The organism is Neisseria subflava, assembly GCF_003044935.1.
Taxonomy (GTDB): domain Bacteria; phylum Pseudomonadota; class Gammaproteobacteria; order Burkholderiales; family Neisseriaceae; genus Neisseria; species Neisseria subflava_E.
Window position 1 is genome coordinate 857,208 of the sequence record NZ_POXP01000001.1, and the last position, 18,561, is coordinate 875,768.

Sequence of the window (18,561 nt, forward strand, 5' to 3'; positions counted from 1 at the left end):
GGCCGTCTGAAAACCTGTCATCAACAAACTTTTCAGACGGCCACGACCATGACGACACCTATACTCGAAATCGAAAACCTAAACGGCTCCTTTCCGAGCAAGCAAGTCCTGCACAATATCAACCTGACCTTGCAACCCGGCCGCAAGCTGGCATTGGTCGGCGAGAGCGGCAGCGGCAAAACCGTATTGTCGCAAGGCATTATGCGCCTCAACCCGATGGTTAGCTTTGAAGGCCGTCTGAAATATTGCGGAACCGATCTGCTGACCCAGTCCGAACGCGCCCTGCAAAAGCTGCGCGGCTGCGAAATCGGCATGGTGTTTCAAGAACCCATGACCGCCCTCAACCCCGTGATGCGCGTCGGCGAACAAATCGCCGAAGTCCTGACCCTGCATTTGGGTTTGGATAAAAAACAGGCATGGGCGCGCGCCATCGAACTCCTAGACGAAACCGGCATCCACCAGCCCGAGCAAAAAGCCCATGCTTATCCGTTCCAACTTTCCGGCGGCCAACGCCAGCGTGCCATGATTGCCATGGCCGTATCCGCCCAACCCAAGCTCCTGATTGCCGACGAACCGACCACTGCATTAGACGTTGCCGTTCAAGCCCAAATCCTCGACCTGCTCTCGCGCCTGCAGGAAGACCACGGCATGACCATGCTCTACATTACGCACGACTTAAACCTCGTGCGCCGTTTTGCCGACGATGTCGCCGTTATGCGTAACGGCCGTATCCTCGAAACCGGCAAAGCCGCCGAAGTCTTCGCCAATCCGCAGCATGAATACACCAAAATGCTGCTCAATGCCGGCACAACACGCCGCGTCGCCCCCTTGCCTGAAAACCCGGCCACCGTACTCAATGCCGAACACATCGCCTTTTCCGTCAAAGAATCGGACGGTTGGTTTAAAAAACGCGACAAAACCATCCTCAACCCCATTTCTTTCGACCTCAAATCCGGCGAAACCTTAGGCATCATCGGCGAAAGCGGCAGCGGCAAAACCACGCTGGCAAAAGCCGTTATGCACCTTATCGATTCCGAAGGCAGCCTGCACATCAACGGCGAGCCATGGCGACACGAATTACGCCGCGAAATCCAAATGGTGTTCCAAGACCCGTTCGGCGCATTCAATCCGCGCATGAACGTCTTCGATACCGTTTCCGAAGCCTTACGCGTGCACGAACCTGAAATGCCGCGCGAAGAAATGCGCCGCCGCGTCGAAGAAGTCCTCAAACAAGTCGGCCTGCCCGAAGACGCACTCGAACGCTATCCGCACGCATTCTCCGGCGGCCAACGCCAACGCCTCGCCATCGCCCGCGCCATCATTGTCCGCCCGAAAATCCTCGTATTGGACGAACCAACCAGCGCGCTCGATGTCCAATGGCAACAACAAATCCTTGAATTGCTCAGCGGCCTGCAAAAAGAGTACGGCCTCGCCTTCATCATCATCAGCCACGACCTCGCCGTCATCCGCGCCATTTCCCACCGCGTGATGGTGTTGAAAGACGGTCAAGTCGTTGAAGAGGGCGAATGCGAAAGCGTGTTTGCCAATCCAAGCAGCGACTACACGCGCCATTTGATTGCCCACTCCGGCCACATGATTCAAGAGGCCGTCTGAATCTTTAAGGATTACGATAGGCGCATTTCAAAAAAACTATTACCGAGTGGCGGCACTTGAAATTTTCCCTGTCTGCCACTATTCTGAACAACATATTTTTAATCCCGATTCAAAAGGAAACAAACATGAGCAGCGAATTGATTATCCACGCCAGCGATGCCAGCTTCGAACAAGACGTTTTGAAATCCGACGTACCTGTATTGTTGGACTTCTGGGCACCATGGTGCGGCCCTTGCAAAATGATCGCCCCAATCTTGGACGACATTGCCTCCGAATTCCAAGGCCGTCTGAAAGTCGTTAAAATCAACATCGACGACAATGAAGCCACTCCAGCCAAATTCGGCGTTCGCGGCATCCCTACCCTGATGGTGTTCAAAAACGGCGAAAACGTTGCCACTAAAGTCGGTGCATTGGCTAAAGGCCAACTGACTGCATTCGTTGAAGCTTCTATCGCTTAAGGCTTAAAGCATATAAAAAGGCCGTCTGAAAATTGTTTTCAGACGGCCTTTATTCATTAAGCAGCCAATGGTTTCAAAGTCAGGCTGGCATTTTCAGCCCTCACTTTAAACAGCAAATCAATATTCGGATGTTTGCCCGGATTGGCTTCGGCATCGGCAACATGTTCGGCGAACCATGCCAGGCCGCGTTCTGCCGCCGCTGCGTCAAGTTTACCGCCAAACTCTTGTGCCAAAGCATGGTAAAGCTTGAGCGAGCCTTGTTTGCCGGGTGCATTGGGAATGTGATGAACCACATTGCCCTCTTTGTCGAGAATATCCAAGCCGCTCAAATGATCGATGGCAGGCATGGCGGCCAGATTGTCTTGGAAGCTCATGATTGTCCTTTCTGATGTGGGTTTTAAAGCAAACCATATAACAAGGCCGTCTGAAAGTTTAGGTTTGACACTTTTCAGACGGCCTTAAACATTTCAATTAACGTGTACCGAAAATCTTATCGCCGGCATCGCCCAAACCGGGGATGATGTAGCCGTGTTCGTTCAAGTGGCTGTCGAGTGCGGCAGTGTAGATGGTTACATCAGGATGCGCCTCGTTGACGGCTTTCACGCCTTCCGGTGCGGCAACCAATACCAATGCTTTGATGTTGCGGCAACCTTTGGCTTTCAAAAGGTCGATGGTGGCAACCATAGAGCCGCCGGTCGCCAACATCGGGTCGATAATCAGCGCGGGACGTTCGTCCATGCTGTCGACAAATTTTTCAAAATAAGAAACCGGTTTCAAAGTTTCTTCATCGCGCTGCAATCCGACAACGCTGATTTTGGCAGTCGGAATCAGGTCGAGTACGCCGTCGAGCATACCCAAACCGGCACGCAAAATCGGGACGACGGTCAGCGTTTTGCCTTTGATGCGGTCGCCTTCGATAGAGCCGCACCAGCCGTCAATAATATATTTTTCAATTTCAAAGTCACGGCTGGCCTCATATGCCATCAGACGTGCCAACTCGGTAGTAAGCGTGCGGAATTTGTAAGTGCTGCAATCCGCTTCACGCATCAGCGTGAGTTTGTGGCGGACTAAAGGGTGGTTGATAACGGTAACGTTCATGTTGATTTTCCGAATTGCGTTGATGGAGGGGGATTATACTTTTTTTCGCATGGCGCGCAAAGTGCGTATTCATGCGAAAGGCCGTCTGAATCAGGGTTTCAGACGGCCTTTGTCAACAATTTTACATTGCGTGAATATTTAAAATGCTTAAGCTTTCAACAATTCTTGCAGCTCGCCGGCTTCGTACATTTCCATCAAAATGTCGGAGCCGCCGACAAATTCGCCGTTAACGTACAGTTGAGGAATGGTCGGCCAGTCGCTGTATTCTTTAATGCCTTGGCGTACGGCATCGTTTTCCAATACGTTGACGGTTACATAATCGGTGCAACCTGCCGCATTCAGGATTTGTACGGCACGGGAAGAGAAGCCGCATTGCGGGAATTGCTTTGTGCCTTTCATGAACAATACGACGCGGTGTGTGGTAACGACTTCTTTGATTTGATCGTGGATAGAGGACATGGTGTATTCCTTTTTACTAAATCGGTTGTTCGGGGAAAATCAAATTTCCCGCCATTATACGCAAATTGATGAAGTTGAGGGGCGTTTATCAACGTCGGATCTGACCGTTGCCGTTGATGTAGAACTTGGTCGAAGTCAGCGCTTCCAGACCCATCGGGCCGCGGGCGTGCATCTTTTGGGTGGAAATCCCGATTTCCGCGCCCAATCCGAACACAAAGCCGTCGGTAAACCGAGTGGACGCATTGACATAAACCGCCGCCGCATCAATGCTTTCTTGGAAAAACTCGGCATGGGCAATGCTTTGGGTCACAATCGCTTCCGAGTGGTGCGTTGTATGGCCGTTAATCCAATCGACGGCTTCTTCCACTGATTTCACTATTTTGACCGACATAATATAGTCAAGAAACTCGGTACTATAATCTTCCTCGGTTGCCAAAACAGCATTTTGAAACATACGCAATGCTTCCTGATCGGCTCTAAATTCAACCGGATGCACTTTGGCAACAGCTTCTTCCAGTTTGGGCAAAAACGCCTCCGCTATCTTTTCGTGGACAACCAAAGACTCCGCGGCATTACACACGCTCGGACGCTGCGTTTTCGCATTGACGACGATATCGGCCGCCATCTCCAAATCGGCACTGTCATCGACATAAATATGGCAATTACCGACTCCGGTTTCAATGACGGGGACTTTCGATTTCTCTTTCACCGTCTGAATCAAGCGCGCGCCGCCGCGCGGAATCAGTACATCAATATAATCGACTGACTGCATCAATTCCTCGGCAGCGGCATGACTGGTATCTTCGACCAGCTGCACCACATCAGCATCCATTCCCGCTTTTACCAAAGTCTGCCTGATCACGGCAATCAATGCGGTATTGGAATAAATGGCATCGCGACCGCCGCGCAAAATAATGGCATTGCCGGTTTTAAAGGCCAGAGAAAACGCATCGACCGAAACATTGGGACGGCTTTCAAAAATCATGGCAACCACGCCCAAAGGCACGCGTTTCTGAACAATCTTCAAACCGTCCAGATTAGTATAGCCGCGGACAACCTGACCAATCGGGTCCTGCAAATCGGTAACCTGCCCAACACCTTCCGCAATGCCTTTGATGCGTTCATGATTCAAGCGCAGCCTGTCGAGCATAATGTCCGAAATGCCGTTTTCTTTTGCAGCGGCCAAATCGCGGGCATTTTCCGCCAAAATCATCTCAGCCTGTTCAACCAAATCCTTTGCAACCTGACGCAGCAGATTGTTTTTTCCCACGCTTCCCAAGCTGATTAACGTTTTACTGGCTTTTTGGGCATTCTTGCCCAACTGTTCGATATAGCTCATCAAACCTCCCTATTTCTCTTGTGCAAACCACGTTCCGATAGGCGCGCCATCTAAAACCTGAAGGATATCGCGCGGATTGGCGCTGTTCATCAACACCATCTGGCCGTGATGTTCAAACATCATCTGCGCGCTCTTAATCTTACTGAGCATGCCGCCCGTACCAAACTTACTGCCCGATCCGCCGGCAGAAGCAATAATTTCTTCGGTAATATCGGTAACATGGCTGCGCAGCTTAGCATCGGCGTGAACAGCCGGATTTTTATCAAACAAACCGTTGATATCGGACAACATAATCAGCAAATCGGCTTTAACGATTTTCGCTACAACTGCCGACAAACGGTCGTTATCGCCAAACTTGGTCGCATGGTCCATCTCGTCCACGCTGACCGCGTCGTTCTCATTGACAATAGGGATGACGCCGATGGAAAGCAGGGATTCAAAAGCATTGGTAACGTTTGCCAAACTTTCCGGATATTCGACCACATCACGCGTCAGCAGGATTTGCGATACCGTCATCCGATAATGGGAAAAAATCTGCGAATAAAGGCTCATCATGGCCACTTGGCCGACGCTGGAAACAGCCTGTTGCTGCGCCATTTCCGCCGGACGTTTTTCCATGTTGAGGACATTCAGCCCGAAGCCCATTGCGCCGGAAGACACCAGCACAATTTCTTTGTCCTTACTGACCAAGCTGGAAATGACAAAGGCCAGTTGGTCGATTTTTGCCAAATTGATTTTACCGTTTAGCAACACCAAAGAACTGGTTCCAATCTTAATGACAATGCGTTTTACTGCTTCAAAATCTCGTTTCATTATTCTCCTCTGCTTTCTATTTTTATGATTGCATGCGGCATTATTTCAGCCAAACGTATCTACATCATAACTGCGAAGCAATAGAAAATACAGACAAAATTAAAAAGTACCTCCTTCAAAAGCCATATTTCCAGCTTTTACACGAATCTGTTAACAATAAAACAAAAGGCCGTCTGAAACCCTATTTCAGGTTTCAGACGGCCTTTTACCGATTATTGAAACTTTAGCCTGCAAAGATAAATAAATACAGACCGTTCCCTACAAACGCTTATTGATGGTCGGAAATAATTTTCAACATTTGCGCCAATACTTTAGGATTGGCCGCAACGATGTCGCCACTTTCTAACCAGCCTTCATCGCCGGACATATCGGTAACGATACCGCCTGCTTCTTGGACAATCAATGCACCGGCGGCAATATCCCAAGGTTTGAGGTTGAACTCGAAGAAACCGTCCAAGCGGCCGGCCGCAACGGCACACAAATCCAAAGAAGCCGCGCCTTCACGACGGCCGCCGGCGGTTTTGGCCAAGAAGTCTTTCAAAATCGCCAGATACTTGTCCATCATGCTTTGATCGACAACAGGGAAGCCGGTACCGATCAGGCAGCGGTTCAATTCGATGCGGTTGGAAACGCGGATGCGGCGGTCGTTGAGCAACGCGCCTTTGCCGCGGGAAGCCATATATACGTCGTTGCGCTCAGGTGCGTACACCAAAGCTTCTTGCAACACGCCTTTGTGCAGGAGTGCCATAGAAATGGCGTATTGGGGATGGCCGTGGAGGAAGTTGGTTGTGCCGTCGAGCGGGTCGATAATCCATTCGTACTCGGCGGTGGCTTTACCGTGGGAGCCGCCTTCTTCGCAAGTGATTTTGTGATGCGGATAGGCTTCTTTGAGCGCTTCCACCAAAATCATTTCGGAGCTGCGGTCAACATCGGAAACGAAGTCGTTGAATGCTTTGCTGTCTACTTTGACGGCATCCAGATTGCCGGCGGCGCGAATCATCATTTGCCCTGCTTTACGGGCGGCTTTGAAAGCGGTATTTAAAAACGGATTCATGGTTTTCTTCCTAATTCAGGTAAAATACGCCCTAATGCGCCGAACATGGCACACAAAAGGCTGTTAATCGTTTCCGATGCTGTTAAAGAACATTTCAGACGGCATGGAAAAAGGCCGTCTGAAAACAAAAAGATGGCGCATTATACCTGATTCCCGTACAAACAGAAAATAAAACATGACTTCCGAAAAACCCGCCCTGCCCGCTTACCTGGACAACATCCGCATCATCCTCACGCGCACCAGCCATCCTTCCAATATCGGTTCTGCCGCGCGCGCCATGAAAACGATGGGCCTGCACAAACTGACCATCGTCGCCCCAAATCTGATGGCAACGCCGATGACGGAAAATCCGCCCGTGTTCGACCCGGAGCGTCCGCAATCGTTTAAATTACCGGAAGAAAGCTTCATCCTCGCTTCCGGCGCGGCAGACGTTTTGGAAAATGCCACCATTGCCGCCTCTTTGGACGAAGCCCTTGCCGACACCACCATCGCCTGCGCCCTGACCAGTCGACGCCGCGAAATCACCGCGCCGCTGCAAACCCCGCGCGATTTGGTGCCCGAATTACTGCAGGCCGCCAACCGAGGCGAGAAAGTGGCGCTGGTTTTCGGCAACGAGACTTTCGGCTTGAGCATCGAAGAAGTCCAAGCCTGCAACCGACTGATGACCATCAACGGCAATCCCGACTATTTCTCGCTCAACCTTGCCCAAGCCGTGCAGGTCGTGTGCTACGAAATCTTCAGCCAAACCGATTCGCCCATGACCCACCTGCAACAGGAAGACCACGCTGCGACCCACGAGCAAATTAAAGGCATGGTTGCCCACATGGCAAGCGTGATGAACGACATCGGCTTTTTCAACCGCCGCAACGGCGAGCGCCTGATGCGCCGTATGCAGAGTCTGTTCGGACGCGCCAACACGCAAACCGAAGACATCGATATCCTGCGCGGTTTTTTCAATACCGTCAGCCACCGTATCCATAAAAAAGACTGATTAAGGCCGTCTGAAAACATTTCCAGCCTTTCAGACGGCATGACTGACATTCGGATAAACATGAATTACGCCCTAGACGCATTATGGTGGAAACTCACCAGCCAACCCGTCCGCGACCTCGCCCCGCTGCTGACTGCGCCGCCTTTGTGGCAAAGCGGCTGCGAATTGAGCGTGCGCGAACTATTGGGGGAACTCGGTTTCCGTTACCTTTTGGCATTGGACGCCGATCCCGCTCCGCTAACGGATTACCTTGCCCAACGCGCCCCGTTCGGCCACCGTCTCGGCATTTATGCCGAAGAGCTGCTGGCTTTTTGGTTTGCCAACGCGCCGCATGCCGAACTGCACGCATACAATCTACCCGTTTTTTCAGACGACCAAACTTTAGGGGCTGCGGATTTTGTCGTTTCCCTCAACCAACAGCCCTACCATATCGAGCTGGCGTGTAAATACTACGGCGGAGACCAAGCGCAAAACCTGCGCGGCCTCAATCCTAAAGACACGCTGACGGACAAAGCTGCCAAACTGGTGCAGCAATCCCAGCTGCTGCATACGCCGCAAGGAAAAGCGACCTTAACCGCACAAGACCTGCCGGAAAATCTGCTTCCTGCTTCCATCGTGCGCGGCATCGGATTTTTTCCACACGGTTTCCATGCTTTTGAGCCGCCGCTTAACCCATACGGCTGGCGCGGCGTCTATATTCAAGATTGGGCGGAATACGGGTTTGAACGCCAAGAAGCTCGCTATCACCTGCTCGACCGCATGGCCTACCTCGCACCTGCGCGTGTCGCCGAAACCGAAACATTGAACGAAACCGAAATCCGCCGTATCGAGCAAGGCTTGATTGCCGTTTTGGAATTACGGCCGGACGGCTTTTGGCACGAAATCGAACGCATCATGAAGGCCGTCTGAAACCATTTACCAACTTTAAGAGAACCCATTACATTATGAACGCCGCACAACTCGACCATACCGCCAAAGTTTTGGCTGAAATGCTGACTTTCAAACAGCCTTCCGATGCCGTCCTCTCCGCCTATTTCCGCGAACACAAAAAACTCGGCCGCCAAGACCGTCACGAAATCGCCGAAACCGCCTTTGCCGCGCTGCGACACTATCAAAAAATCAGTACCGCCCTGCGCCGTCCGCATGCGCAGCCGCGCAAAGCCGCTCTTGCCGCACTGGTTCTCGGCAGAAGCACCAACATCAGCCAAATCAAAGACCTGCTTGATGAAGAAGAAACAGAGTTTCTCGGCAATTTGAAAGCCCGTAAAACCGAGTTTTCAGACGGCCTGAATACCGCCGCAGAATTGCCGCAATGGCTGGTGGAACAACTGCAACAGCATTGGAGCGAAGAAGAAATCCTCGCCTTCGGTCGCAGCATCAACCAACCTGCCCCGCTCGACATCCGCGTCAATACTTTGAAAGGCAAACGCGACAAAGTGCTGCCATTGTTGCAAGCCGAAAGTGCCGATGCAGAGGCAACGCCTTATTCGCCTTGGGGCATCCGCCTGAAAAACAAAATCGCGCTTAACAAACACGAACTGTTTTTAGACGGCACGCTGGAAGTCCAAGACGAAGGCAGCCAGCTGCTTGCCTTATTGGTGGGTGCAAAACGCGGCGAAATCATTGTTGATTTCTGTGCCGGTGCCGGCGGTAAAACCTTGGCTATCGGCGCGCAAATGGCCAATAAAGGTAGAATCTACGCCTTCGATATCGCCGAAAAACGCCTTGCCAACCTCAAACCGCGCATGACCCGTGCCGGACTGACCAATATCCACCCCGAACGCATCAGCAGCGAACACGATACCCGTATCGCCCGACTGGCAGGCAAAGCCGACCGTGTGTTGGTGGACGCGCCCTGCTCCGGTTTGGGTACTTTACGCCGCAATCCCGACCTCAAATACCGCCAATCTGCCGAGACCGTGGCCAACCTTTTGGAACAGCAACACAGCATCCTCGATGCCGCCTCCAAACTGGTAAAACCGCAAAGCCGCTTGGTGTACGCCACCTGCAGCGTGTTGCCGGAAGAAAACGAGCTGCAAGTCGAACGTTTCCTGTCCGAGCATCCCGAGTTTGAACTCGTCAACTGCGCCGAACTTCTGCAAAGCCTGAAGGTTGATTTGGATACCGGAAAATACCTGCGCCTCAACTCCGGAGAACACCAAACCGACGGCTTCTTTGCCGCTGTATTGCAGCGTAAGGATTAAGGTTGAAAAAGGCCGTCTGAAATCCTTTCAGACGGCCTTTTTGATAGATTTTTTACATTAAAATCATTAGATACGATAGTCGCGCTTTGCAATAATATACTTTAAGGCCTGTATCTCGACCTTTCATCAGAATATTGTGAAAAGCTGGAAAAAATGCTTTATGCTTTGTAAATGTATGTGTTCTCGTTCAAAATTCGCCCGGTCATGCCTCAGGCGATACCCGATACAGACAACGATAATATATAAATTATTTGGTTAAAAATCATGTCGCATATTTATTCTTCCCCCACAAAGCCCCGTTTATTGTCATCGGCCGTTGCCGTCGCCTGCTGTCTGTTACCGTTTCAGACGGCCTCTGCATACAGCCTGCAAGACATCCTCAGGGACGCTTTAATCAGCGACCCGATTGTGCGTGAAGCCAAAGCCACTCAAGAAGCAGCGCAAAGCACGACCAAAGCCACACGTGCGCGCCATTATCCTGTCGTTACCCTGACCGGCACGAAAGTGCTGGCGCAACACAATAAATACAACAGCAACGACATGGATGACGGTATCGGCGTGCGCGGCAGCGTGAACATCTACTCATGGGGTGCGATTGAAGCCGCCGTCCGCCGCGACCGCAGCCGCGAAGAATACTATCAACACAAATACACCGAAAGCCAAGAGCAGCTGGGCAGCGATATCGGCCGCCTCTACCTGAGCGCATTGCGTGCAAAAGAAACCCTGATCCTCAACGAACAGACTTTGGCGCGCCACAACAACCTCTTAAAAGACTTGGACACCATCGTCAAATATGATGCCGGCCGCCGTTCCGAGCTGATTGAAGCGCGCGCTCGCCAACTGCAAGTGGCCAACATCATTGCCCAACAACGCCGCACCATGGATTTGGCCCTGAGCCGCCTGTCCCGCTATACCTCGCGCCAGCTGACTGCCAACGATTTGGAAGATCCGTTTAAAAACGACACGGCAAAATCCATCAGCGAACGCTTCAACAACCCCAACCGCAACAACAATCCGTCCTATCAGGCGCAATTAGCCGAGCGCGACAGCGTCCGTGCCGATTTGGACACCTCCAAAGCCGAACGCCTGCCTGCCCTCAATTTGGAAGGCAGTGCGACACGCAACACCAGACAGCTTTATTTAAACGTTGCATGGAATGTGTTGGATATTGCCGCACGACACAATGTAGAGCGCAATGCCAAATCATTGATTGCCGCAGAAGCCAAGTCCGAACAAATCCTGCGCGACATGAACGAACGCGTTCAAACATCGGCCATCGATATGCAGGAAAGCGAACAGCGTACCGCGCTGACGGCGCAACACATCGCCGCCCAAAAAGAAGTCATCAAAGTGTACGAATTGCAGTTTAAAATCGCCCGACGTACGCTGACCGACGTTTTGAGCGCATACAGCGAGTTATCCTCCATCGAGCAGGATTATGTTGCCGCCCGCAACGATTTCCGCGATGCGGCGCTCGACTATTTAAATACCCAGGCCAAAATCTCCGCTTGGGTCGGTTTGGCACAAAAATAAAGCCATATCCGCCGGTTAAACCAAAAACATTACGCGAAAAAATATGAAAGCCATCATTGAACACATCGTTTTAGTGACCCGCCTTTTGGGTGCGCCCGTATCCGAAGCCGCTTTGTCCGCCGAAGTCGTACGCGACAAAAAGCTCAAGGTCAACTATCACTCACTGGTCGAAGTCCTGCGCAGCCACGGCTTTGAAAACACCTTATCCAAACGCAATCTGGAAGACATCCCCTCGCTCGCCGTGCCGGTCATGATTATCCTGCACAACGAAGAGGCGGCAGTTATCACCCAAATCGAAGGCTCCGGCCAAGAGCGCAAATACCATATCCGCCAAGTCGACGGTTTGGAACAGGAACTCAGCCACGAGCAGCTCTCCGGCCTGTATTTGGGCTACTGCTGGTTTATCAAACCCAAAATGGCTACCGATATGCGCTCGGAGCTGCCTGAATACCATTTGCCCAAAGCATGGTTTTGGAAAGTCATTTGGCGTTTCCGCAGCTACTACTACCAAGTCATCTTGGCCACCATCATCATCAACTTCCTTGCGCTCGTCAGCTCCCTGTATGTGATGAACGTGTACGACCGCGTTATTCCCAACCAAGCCTATGAAACCTTGTGGGTATTGAGCATCGGCGTGGTCTTGGCGATTTTGTTTGAGTTTGCCGCCAAGATGATTCGCGGTCATTTGACCGATATTGCCGGTAAAAAAGCCGACCTGATCATCAGCTCCGCCCTGTTCCGCCGAGTGATGGCATTGCGTCTGGCAGACCGTCCTGCTTCTTCCGGTTCATACGCCAGTAATTTGCGCGAATTTGAAGCCGTGCGCGAGTTCATGACCAGTGCCAGCTTGTTGACCATTGTCGACTTGCCTTTCCTGTTGCTGTTTATCTTCGTAATTTCCATGGTTGGCGGCAAACTGGCACTCGTTCCCCTGACCATCATTCCGATTGTCGTGATTGTCGGTTTTGTCGTACAACGCCCGCTCTCTCGCCACATCAATGAATCGATGAAAGAAGGTTCGCAACGCTCCGGCCTTGCCGTTGAAGCCATCGAAGGCATCGAAACCCTGAAAACCAACAACGCCACATCTTGGGCGCAACAACGTTGGGATGAATACACCGCCAAAACTTCTGCTTCTTCCATCAAAGTCAAGGACACCAGCAACTTCATGGTCAACTTCGCCGTTGCCATGCAGCAGCTCAATACCGTCTTCTTGGTCGTCGTCGGTACCTATTTGATTCACGCCGACAACCATGCGGAACGCATCACCATGGGTGCATTGATTGCCTCCGTGATTCTGTCCGGCCGCGCTTTGGCGCCGTTGGCACAAATCGCCGGTTTGGCTACCCGCTTCCAGCAGGCCAAACTTGCCCTCAAAGGCGTAAACGACATCGTTACCCGACCTATCGAGCGCAATCCGGAACGCAAATACATTACTTTGGACAACGTTCAAGGCAATATTACCTTTGAAAACGTATCGTTCAAATATCAAGCTGACAACAACAGCGCCGTCGAAGATTTGCACCTGACCATCAAACCGGGGGAAAAAGTCGGCATTTTGGGCCGTATCGGCAGCGGTAAAAGCACCATGCTCAAACTGGCCAGCGGCCTGTACGATACCGAAAAAGGCAACGTTACCCTTGACGGCGTCGATATGCGCCAGCTTGACCCCAACTTCCTGCGCGACCAAGTCCTACTTTTGAGCCAATCGCCACGCCTGTTCCTCGGCACATTACGCGAAAACATGGACTTGGCACGTACCGGCAGTTATTCTACCGACCAAGACCTGCTGATTGCGCTCAACCGCTTCGGCCTTGACAAAATCATCCGCAACCATCCGCGCGGTTTGGATATGCCTTTGGGTGAAGACGGCTTGGGCTTGTCCGGCGGTCAAAAACAAATCATCGCCCTGGCGCGCATGACCTTGCGCAATCCGAAAGTCGTCCTGCTGGACGAGCCAACCACCAGCCTGGACCAAGCTACTGAACGCATGGCGCTCAATGCCATCGCCCAATGGGGTCGCAACCGCACCATGCTTTTGGTAACCCACCGTCCGCAAGTGCTGCAAATCGTCAACCGCATCATTGTCATGGACAATGGTAAAGTCGTAATGGACGGCCCGCGTGACCTGGTATTGCAAAAACTCATGCAAAACGAACAGGCCAAAGCAGCTAACGTCAAACAACAGCAACAAGCTGTCAACGCCAAACAGCAACAACAAGCCGCCGCCCCTCAATCGGCAGCACAATAAAGCAAAAGGCCGTCTGAAAACCTACTTACCCTTTCAGACGGCCTGCCCTAATGGTTAAAATCCACCAAACACAATAAAGACACACGATTATGAGCCGCGAAAACAACGTCAAATCCAAAGACCTACACCTCATCAACGACCTCAACGCCGCCCTTCAAAAAGAAAAACACAGCGGTCAATTTTGGGTCATCATCCTTTTCTTCATTTTCCTGGTTGTCTTCGTTATTTGGGCTTACAACAGCCCGGTCGAAGAAGTGACCCGCGGCAACGGCAATATCATTCCCAGTAGCCGTGAGCAAGTGATTCAAAGCCTCGACCCCGGCATCGTAACCGAAATCATGGTTAAAGAAGGCGATATGGTCGAGAAAGATCAGATTCTGATGAAACTCGACGACACGCGCAGCTCCGCCGTTTTGCGTGAAAGCGAAGCCAAAGTCGAAAACCTCGAAGCCACTGTTGCCCGCCTTAAAGCCGAAGCCTACGGCACCAAGCTCTCCTTCCCTGACAGCGTGGGTCCCGAGCTTCGCCGTCGCGAAATCGCCGCCTACAAAGCACGCCGTCAAGCCATGACCGACGCCGTCAGCGGCCTTTCCCAAAGCAAGGCTGCGCTTGACCGCGAAATCGCTATTACCGCCCCCATGGTTGCCGAAGGTGTGGTTTCCGAAGTCGAACTCTTAAGAATGCGCCGTGAGTCTGCCGACTTGGCCACTCAAATTTCCGAGCGCCGCAACCGCTACAAAGCCGATGCCAACAACGAACTTTTGCAAGCCGAATCCGAGCTGGCGCAATCCAAAGAAAACGTTGCCATGCGCGCCGACCCGGTTGAACGCTCGCAAATCCGCGCACCTATGCGCGGTATCGTCAAAGGCATAAAAGTCACCACCATCGGCGGCGTTGTGAACGCAGGCGAAGACATCATGCAAATTGTCCCGGTTGACGACAAACTGCTGGTCGAAGCCTATATCCGCCCGCAAGACATTGCCTTTATCCGCGCAGGCCAACCTGCATTGGTTAAAGTCAGCGCATACGACTACTCCATCTACGGTGGCTTGGAAGGCAAAGTTACTCTTGTTGGCGCCGATACCGTCAGCAACTCCATGCAAAACCGTGCCAACGACCTGAAACTTGATCCGAACCAAGTCTATTACCGCGTTCTCGTCCAAACCGAAAACAACTCCCTGAAAGACAAAAACGGCAAACCTATGCCGATTATTCCGGGCATGGTTGCAACGGTGGACATCAAAACCGGCGAGAAAACCATCTTCCAATACCTGATCAAGCCGATTACGCGTATGAAACAAGCGTTAAGCGAACGCTAATCGATAAACCGATAAAAGGCCGTCTGAAAATTTTCAGACGGCCTTTGGTTTATGTTTTAAATACCTCCTTATTCAGCAGATAAATTATTTCTCCTTAAAAGCAGTACCGACAAACGTTCTTTTCGGATTGCCGCGCTCAACTTGATAGAGTTGCGCGTGCTGCTCCTGCGCAAAATTTCCAGCCTGTCCGGCATGATGTTTCGCCAGCTTTTGCGCCAATAACATTACCGCCAATTTTTTATTGGCATGCTGGCTGCGTTCGCTCTCGACCCGCACGGAAATGCCGCTTTCTTTATGGGTGGCGTGGACGGCACTCTCGGTTTTATTGACGTGTTGCCCGCCTTTACCGCCCGAACGGCAGGTTTGAAACTCGATTCCGTTTTCAGACGGCATTTCATACATCTGCGGCATATCGGGCAAGCGGAAAACGCCTATATACCAATTTTTGCGCGGATGTTTCGGGCGGACGGGGCTGGGGCATACCCATTGGAGCGTCCCCTGCCAAGTTTGCGCCAAACTTTCGGCTTTCTGCCCTTCCAACTTGAGCGTCGCCGACAAAATGCCGTGCTTATCGGCGGTTTCGGTAACAAGTTCGGCATCAATGCCTTTTGCTTGGGCTTCAGTAAGCAATTCGCCCAAGACGAAACGGGCAAATATACGGCACTCTGCCGGCCCTTGCGCGGTGGAAATTTGCAGATAAACCGCTGGTGTATTCTGTTTCATCTTTACGCTCCACACTCGCCGCCGGTTTTATAAGTCAAAACAGGTTTAAACCGCGCGACCAATTCAATCAAACCTACGTTTTTCATGGCAGCAATAACGCTGTCGATGCTTTTATAAGCCTGCGGCGCTTCTTCAAAAATCAAAGCTTTGTCCTGACAGACAACCACGCTGCCAAATTCGGTCTGGCGCAGGCTGTCGGCAGTATATTTGTGCGACAGCCTGCCTTTGCATTCGCCGCGCTGCCACTTCCGACCTGCGCCATGAGCCAAGGTATTCAACGAAATTTGGCAATCTTCGGCAGGTTGAACCAGATAGCTGTAATCGCCGCGCGAGCCGGGTATCATGACCAAGCCTTTATCAGTGGGCGTTGCGCCTTTTCGGTGCAGCCAACCGGTTATGCCGTCAATCTCGGTTTGCTCCAAAAAATTATGGTGGACATCAAGCAGGCATGTTCCTTCTGCGCGCCAACGATCGAGCATTCTGGCCGCAATCAAACGGCGGTTAAGGCTGGCAAATTCAAGGGCTGTTTGGTGTTCGGCAAGATAGGTCGCCGCCGCTTTGCCCTCTTCCGCCAAACCTTGATGTCCGAAGGCGGCAATATGGCGTTGCAAAATCTGCTGGCCCAATCCGCGCGAACCGCTATGCACCAACAGTTGCAAATGGTTTTCATTAAAATCGGGCGGAAGCAAATCGGTGCGATAAACGGTGTCAACGGTTTGCAACTCGGCAAAATGGTTGCCGCCGCCAATCGTACCGACGGCAAGGCCGTCTGAAAATTGGCGCATATCGACAACGTCGTCTAACAAATCGACCTGTTCGTCTTTGTCTAGTGGCGTATCGATGTTGCCGAGCTGTTTAGCGAGCTTGGCCGGTTTGAGTTTGGCTGCGCGTAAATTGGTCTGCCAAAACGCCATGCCGCAACCGATGTCGTTCCCAATCAGGGCAGGATAAAAATGACGGTCGCTGAAAAATGCTGCACCAACCGGATAACCGCGCCCTGCATGTAAATCCGGCATTCCGGCAACGCGTAGCATATGCGGTAATCGGGCGGTGGTTTCGAGCTGTGCGACAGCGTTGCCTTCAATCCATGTATTTGAATCGGCAATAATTTGAATATGATGGGGATAATTGCCCATGTGTTTATGCTTTCTTTAAAACGGATAGAAACCGACAACTGATGACAATAGGTATCCACCGTCTGCGAAATGTTCAGACGGCCTGGTTTCTAGCCGATAATCGTAGGGAAAGCAGCCCGAAGCGGGCGACATGGAATGCGAAAAGCGTTATCCGAAAGTCAGACCGACGCTTGGGCTGCAAAGAATGTGATTGAGCGGATTGAAGTATTGCGTGTCATGGCTTGCTCCTTTCTTTGCATGAAAATATTAAAAACGTTCGGATTATAGAAGGTTCATTTCCAATCATGCAAACTTACTGACATCAATCTGCCAATAATGTTGCATAAATGGCAACTATTGAGAACATGATTTAGGCCGTCTGAAAACTTTTCAGACGGCCTTTTATACCCAATAATCCTTACAAAACAACGGTCGGATAAGAGCCGACAACTTTCACGAAGGAAGCGCGTTCGCCCAAAAGCTGCAAGGCTTTTTGGACATTTTCATCGCTTTGGTGGCCTTCGATATCGATGAAGAACAGGTATTCCCACAAAACCGATTTGCTTGGGCGGCTTTCAAATTTGGTCATGGAAATGCCCAACTCGGTGAAAGGTTGCAACAAAGCAGTAACGGCACCGGCACGGTTGGGCGCGGATACGACCAAAGAGGTTTTATCGTTGCCGCTGCGGCCGGTTTCTTGATGGCCCATCACCAAGAAGCGCGTGGTGTTGTTCGGTTCGTCTTCGATACACTCGGCGGCAAAGCTCAACTGATAAATTTCCGCGGCAATACGTCCGGCAATGGCGGCCACATTCGGGCTATCTGATTCGGCAACCAAACGCGCTGCTTCTGCATTGCTGGCTACGGCGATACGTTCGGCATTGGGCAGGTTGCGGCCGAGCCAGTCGTTGCATTGCGCCAAGGCTTGGGCATGGGCGAAAACTTTGGTAATGCCGCCGATTTCGTGGCTGTCTTTACGCAACAGGTTGTGATGAATGCGGACAACCACTTCGCCGCAGGCTTTCAAAGCGGTTACGGCCAGCAAGTCCAAAGTGCGCCCCACTGAGCCTTCGGTCGAATTTTCTACCGGCGCCACCAAATAATCGGCTTGGCGCGTTTCAACTTGTTTGAAGCAGTTGTCGATGGTGGTACACGCCATGGTGTGTGCGGCGTGGCCGAAATGTTTGATGGCAGCTTGCTGGGTAAATGTCCCCTTCGGGCCCAAATAGGCAATCGTCAGCGGACGCTCCACCGCCAAACATTCGCTCATAATCTCGCGAAACAGCCGAGTAACTGATTCATCAGGCAAAGGGCCGCGGTTCAAATCCTGAATCCGGCGCAAAACGGTCACTTCCCGTTCAGGACGGTACACCGCGCCTGTCCCTTTCAATTCGCCGATAGCATGCGCATGACCGGCGCGCTCATTGAGCAAACGGAGGATTTCCGCATCGATGCTGTCGATGGCATTGCGGTGCGGCAATAATTGTTCGTCTATGGATAAAGGCATAAGCTGTCTCGCAATTTTGTGAGGGATATTTTCATTTTAACATTAAAGGCCGTCTGAATTCCGTTTTCAGACGGCCTCAACAC

General features: G+C 51.7%; 17 protein-coding genes. 8 read left to right on the forward strand and 9 right to left on the reverse strand.

Features of this window, described 5'->3' with window-relative positions:
• The first annotated feature begins 48 nt into the window (after positions 1 to 48).
• Together DBY95_RS04160 and trxA are read left to right on the forward strand one after the other, a co-directional pair.
• Positions 49 to 1,614 (forward strand): ABC transporter ATP-binding protein, encoded by a 1,566-nt coding sequence (locus DBY95_RS04160; protein WP_107723478.1) that lies wholly within the window; start codon positions 49 to 51, stop codon positions 1,612 to 1,614.
• A gap of 125 nt (positions 1,615 to 1,739) precedes the next feature.
• Complete coding sequence (gene trxA / locus DBY95_RS04165) at positions 1,740 to 2,072, forward strand: thioredoxin TrxA (protein WP_003681479.1); 333 nt, start codon at positions 1,740 to 1,742, stop codon at positions 2,070 to 2,072.
• Between the two features lie 56 nt (positions 2,073 to 2,128).
• On the opposite strand, the gene DBY95_RS04170 is transcribed toward trxA, so the two are convergent.
• The 6 genes from DBY95_RS04170 to DBY95_RS04200 all read right to left on the reverse strand — a co-directional run bounded on the left by DBY95_RS04170 (position 2,129) and on the right by DBY95_RS04200 (position 6,835).
• On the reverse strand, positions 2,129 to 2,446 hold the full coding sequence (locus DBY95_RS04170) for a DUF2322 family protein (protein ID WP_107723479.1): 318 nt from the start codon (positions 2,444 to 2,446) through the stop codon (positions 2,129 to 2,131).
• A gap of 97 nt (positions 2,447 to 2,543) precedes the next feature.
• Positions 2,544 to 3,170, reverse strand: a complete 627-nt coding sequence (gene upp / locus DBY95_RS04175) for a uracil phosphoribosyltransferase (protein ID WP_003746048.1) — start codon at positions 3,168 to 3,170, stop codon at positions 2,544 to 2,546.
• Positions 3,171 to 3,317: 147 nt separating this feature from the next.
• Positions 3,318 to 3,629: a Grx4 family monothiol glutaredoxin gene (gene grxD, locus DBY95_RS04180; RefSeq protein ID WP_003681608.1), complete on the reverse strand. Its 312-nt coding sequence runs from the start codon at positions 3,627 to 3,629 to the stop codon at positions 3,318 to 3,320.
• Between the two features lie 88 nt (positions 3,630 to 3,717).
• Entirely contained in the window at positions 3,718 to 4,968 is a 1,251-nt protein-coding gene (locus DBY95_RS04185; RefSeq protein WP_107723480.1) for a glutamate-5-semialdehyde dehydrogenase, read from the reverse strand.
• A gap of 9 nt (positions 4,969 to 4,977) precedes the next feature.
• Positions 4,978 to 5,781 (reverse strand): glutamate 5-kinase, encoded by an 804-nt coding sequence (gene proB / locus DBY95_RS04190; RefSeq protein WP_107723481.1) that lies wholly within the window; start codon positions 5,779 to 5,781, stop codon positions 4,978 to 4,980.
• A 268-nt stretch (positions 5,782 to 6,049) separates the two neighbouring features.
• Complete coding sequence (locus tag DBY95_RS04200) at positions 6,050 to 6,835, reverse strand: inositol monophosphatase family protein (RefSeq protein WP_036490235.1); 786 nt, start codon at positions 6,833 to 6,835, stop codon at positions 6,050 to 6,052.
• Between the two features lie 175 nt (positions 6,836 to 7,010).
• Between DBY95_RS04200 and DBY95_RS04205 the strand changes: the two genes are divergently transcribed.
• The 6 genes from DBY95_RS04205 (at position 7,011) to DBY95_RS04230 (ending at position 15,133) form a co-directional block, all read left to right on the forward strand.
• Complete coding sequence (locus DBY95_RS04205; RefSeq protein WP_107723483.1) at positions 7,011 to 7,826, forward strand: RNA methyltransferase; 816 nt, start codon at positions 7,011 to 7,013, stop codon at positions 7,824 to 7,826.
• 39 nt (positions 7,827 to 7,865) lie between these two features.
• On the forward strand, positions 7,866 to 8,735 hold the full coding sequence (locus DBY95_RS04210) for a DUF1853 family protein (RefSeq protein WP_107723484.1): 870 nt from the start codon (positions 7,866 to 7,868) through the stop codon (positions 8,733 to 8,735).
• Positions 8,736 to 8,770: 35 nt separating this feature from the next.
• On the forward strand, positions 8,771 to 10,030 hold the full coding sequence (locus DBY95_RS04215) for an RsmB/NOP family class I SAM-dependent RNA methyltransferase (RefSeq protein ID WP_049333214.1): 1,260 nt from the start codon (positions 8,771 to 8,773) through the stop codon (positions 10,028 to 10,030).
• Positions 10,031 to 10,294: 264 nt separating this feature from the next.
• Positions 10,295 to 11,563, forward strand: a complete 1,269-nt coding sequence (locus DBY95_RS04220) for a TolC family protein (RefSeq protein ID WP_432760675.1) — start codon at positions 10,295 to 10,297, stop codon at positions 11,561 to 11,563.
• Positions 11,564 to 11,606: 43 nt separating this feature from the next.
• A complete protein-coding gene (locus tag DBY95_RS04225) occupies positions 11,607 to 13,814 on the forward strand; it encodes a type I secretion system permease/ATPase (RefSeq protein WP_107723485.1) in 2,208 nt (735 codons plus the stop codon).
• Positions 13,815 to 13,903: 89 nt separating this feature from the next.
• Positions 13,904 to 15,133, forward strand: a complete 1,230-nt coding sequence (locus DBY95_RS04230) for an HlyD family type I secretion periplasmic adaptor subunit (protein ID WP_107723486.1) — start codon at positions 13,904 to 13,906, stop codon at positions 15,131 to 15,133.
• 84 nt (positions 15,134 to 15,217) lie between these two features.
• On the opposite strand, the gene prfH is transcribed toward DBY95_RS04230, so the two are convergent.
• The 3 genes from prfH to pheA all read right to left on the reverse strand — a co-directional run bounded on the left by prfH (position 15,218) and on the right by pheA (position 18,478).
• On the reverse strand, positions 15,218 to 15,856 hold the full coding sequence (gene prfH / locus DBY95_RS04235) for a peptide chain release factor H (RefSeq protein WP_107723487.1): 639 nt from the start codon (positions 15,854 to 15,856) through the stop codon (positions 15,218 to 15,220).
• A gap of 2 nt (positions 15,857 to 15,858) precedes the next feature.
• Positions 15,859 to 16,992 (reverse strand): RNA ligase RtcB family protein, encoded by a 1,134-nt coding sequence (locus DBY95_RS04240; protein ID WP_107723488.1) that lies wholly within the window; start codon positions 16,990 to 16,992, stop codon positions 15,859 to 15,861.
• Between the two features lie 397 nt (positions 16,993 to 17,389).
• Positions 17,390 to 18,478, reverse strand: coding sequence for a prephenate dehydratase (gene pheA, locus DBY95_RS04245; protein ID WP_107723489.1), 1,089 nt, complete (start codon positions 18,476 to 18,478; stop codon positions 17,390 to 17,392).
• Positions 18,479 to 18,561 lie beyond the last annotated feature (83 nt).

What these genes read in the sequence shown, in the direction of transcription:
- DBY95_RS04215 (WP_049333214.1), top strand. Translation starts at nt 8,771, where the DNA reads ATGAACGCCGCACAACTCGACCATACCGCCAAAGTTTTGGCTGAAATG.
- DBY95_RS04230 (WP_107723486.1), top strand. Translation starts at nt 13,904, where the DNA reads ATGAGCCGCGAAAACAACGTCAAATCCAAAGACCTACACCTCATCAAC.
- trxA (WP_003681479.1), top strand. Translation starts at nt 1,740, where the DNA reads ATGAGCAGCGAATTGATTATCCACGCCAGCGATGCCAGCTTCGAACAA.
- DBY95_RS04170 (WP_107723479.1), bottom strand. Translation starts at nt 2,446, where the DNA reads ATGAGCTTCCAAGACAATCTGGCCGCCATGCCTGCCATCGATCATTTG.
- DBY95_RS04160 (WP_107723478.1), top strand. Translation starts at nt 49, where the DNA reads ATGACGACACCTATACTCGAAATCGAAAACCTAAACGGCTCCTTTCCG.
- DBY95_RS04200 (WP_036490235.1), bottom strand. Translation starts at nt 6,835, where the DNA reads ATGAATCCGTTTTTAAATACCGCTTTCAAAGCCGCCCGTAAAGCAGGG.
- upp (WP_003746048.1), bottom strand. Translation starts at nt 3,170, where the DNA reads ATGAACGTTACCGTTATCAACCACCCTTTAGTCCGCCACAAACTCACG.
- grxD (WP_003681608.1), bottom strand. Translation starts at nt 3,629, where the DNA reads ATGTCCTCTATCCACGATCAAATCAAAGAAGTCGTTACCACACACCGC.
- proB (WP_107723481.1), bottom strand. Translation starts at nt 5,781, where the DNA reads ATGAAACGAGATTTTGAAGCAGTAAAACGCATTGTCATTAAGATTGGA.
- DBY95_RS04210 (WP_107723484.1), top strand. Translation starts at nt 7,866, where the DNA reads ATGACTGACATTCGGATAAACATGAATTACGCCCTAGACGCATTATGG.
- DBY95_RS04240 (WP_107723488.1), bottom strand. Translation starts at nt 16,992, where the DNA reads ATGGGCAATTATCCCCATCATATTCAAATTATTGCCGATTCAAATACA.
- DBY95_RS04225 (WP_107723485.1), top strand. Translation starts at nt 11,607, where the DNA reads ATGAAAGCCATCATTGAACACATCGTTTTAGTGACCCGCCTTTTGGGT.
- pheA (WP_107723489.1), bottom strand. Translation starts at nt 18,478, where the DNA reads ATGCCTTTATCCATAGACGAACAATTATTGCCGCACCGCAATGCCATC.
- DBY95_RS04205 (WP_107723483.1), top strand. Translation starts at nt 7,011, where the DNA reads ATGACTTCCGAAAAACCCGCCCTGCCCGCTTACCTGGACAACATCCGC.
- DBY95_RS04220 (WP_432760675.1), top strand. Translation starts at nt 10,295, where the DNA reads ATGTCGCATATTTATTCTTCCCCCACAAAGCCCCGTTTATTGTCATCG.
- prfH (WP_107723487.1), bottom strand. Translation starts at nt 15,856, where the DNA reads ATGAAACAGAATACACCAGCGGTTTATCTGCAAATTTCCACCGCGCAA.
- DBY95_RS04185 (WP_107723480.1), bottom strand. Translation starts at nt 4,968, where the DNA reads ATGAGCTATATCGAACAGTTGGGCAAGAATGCCCAAAAAGCCAGTAAA.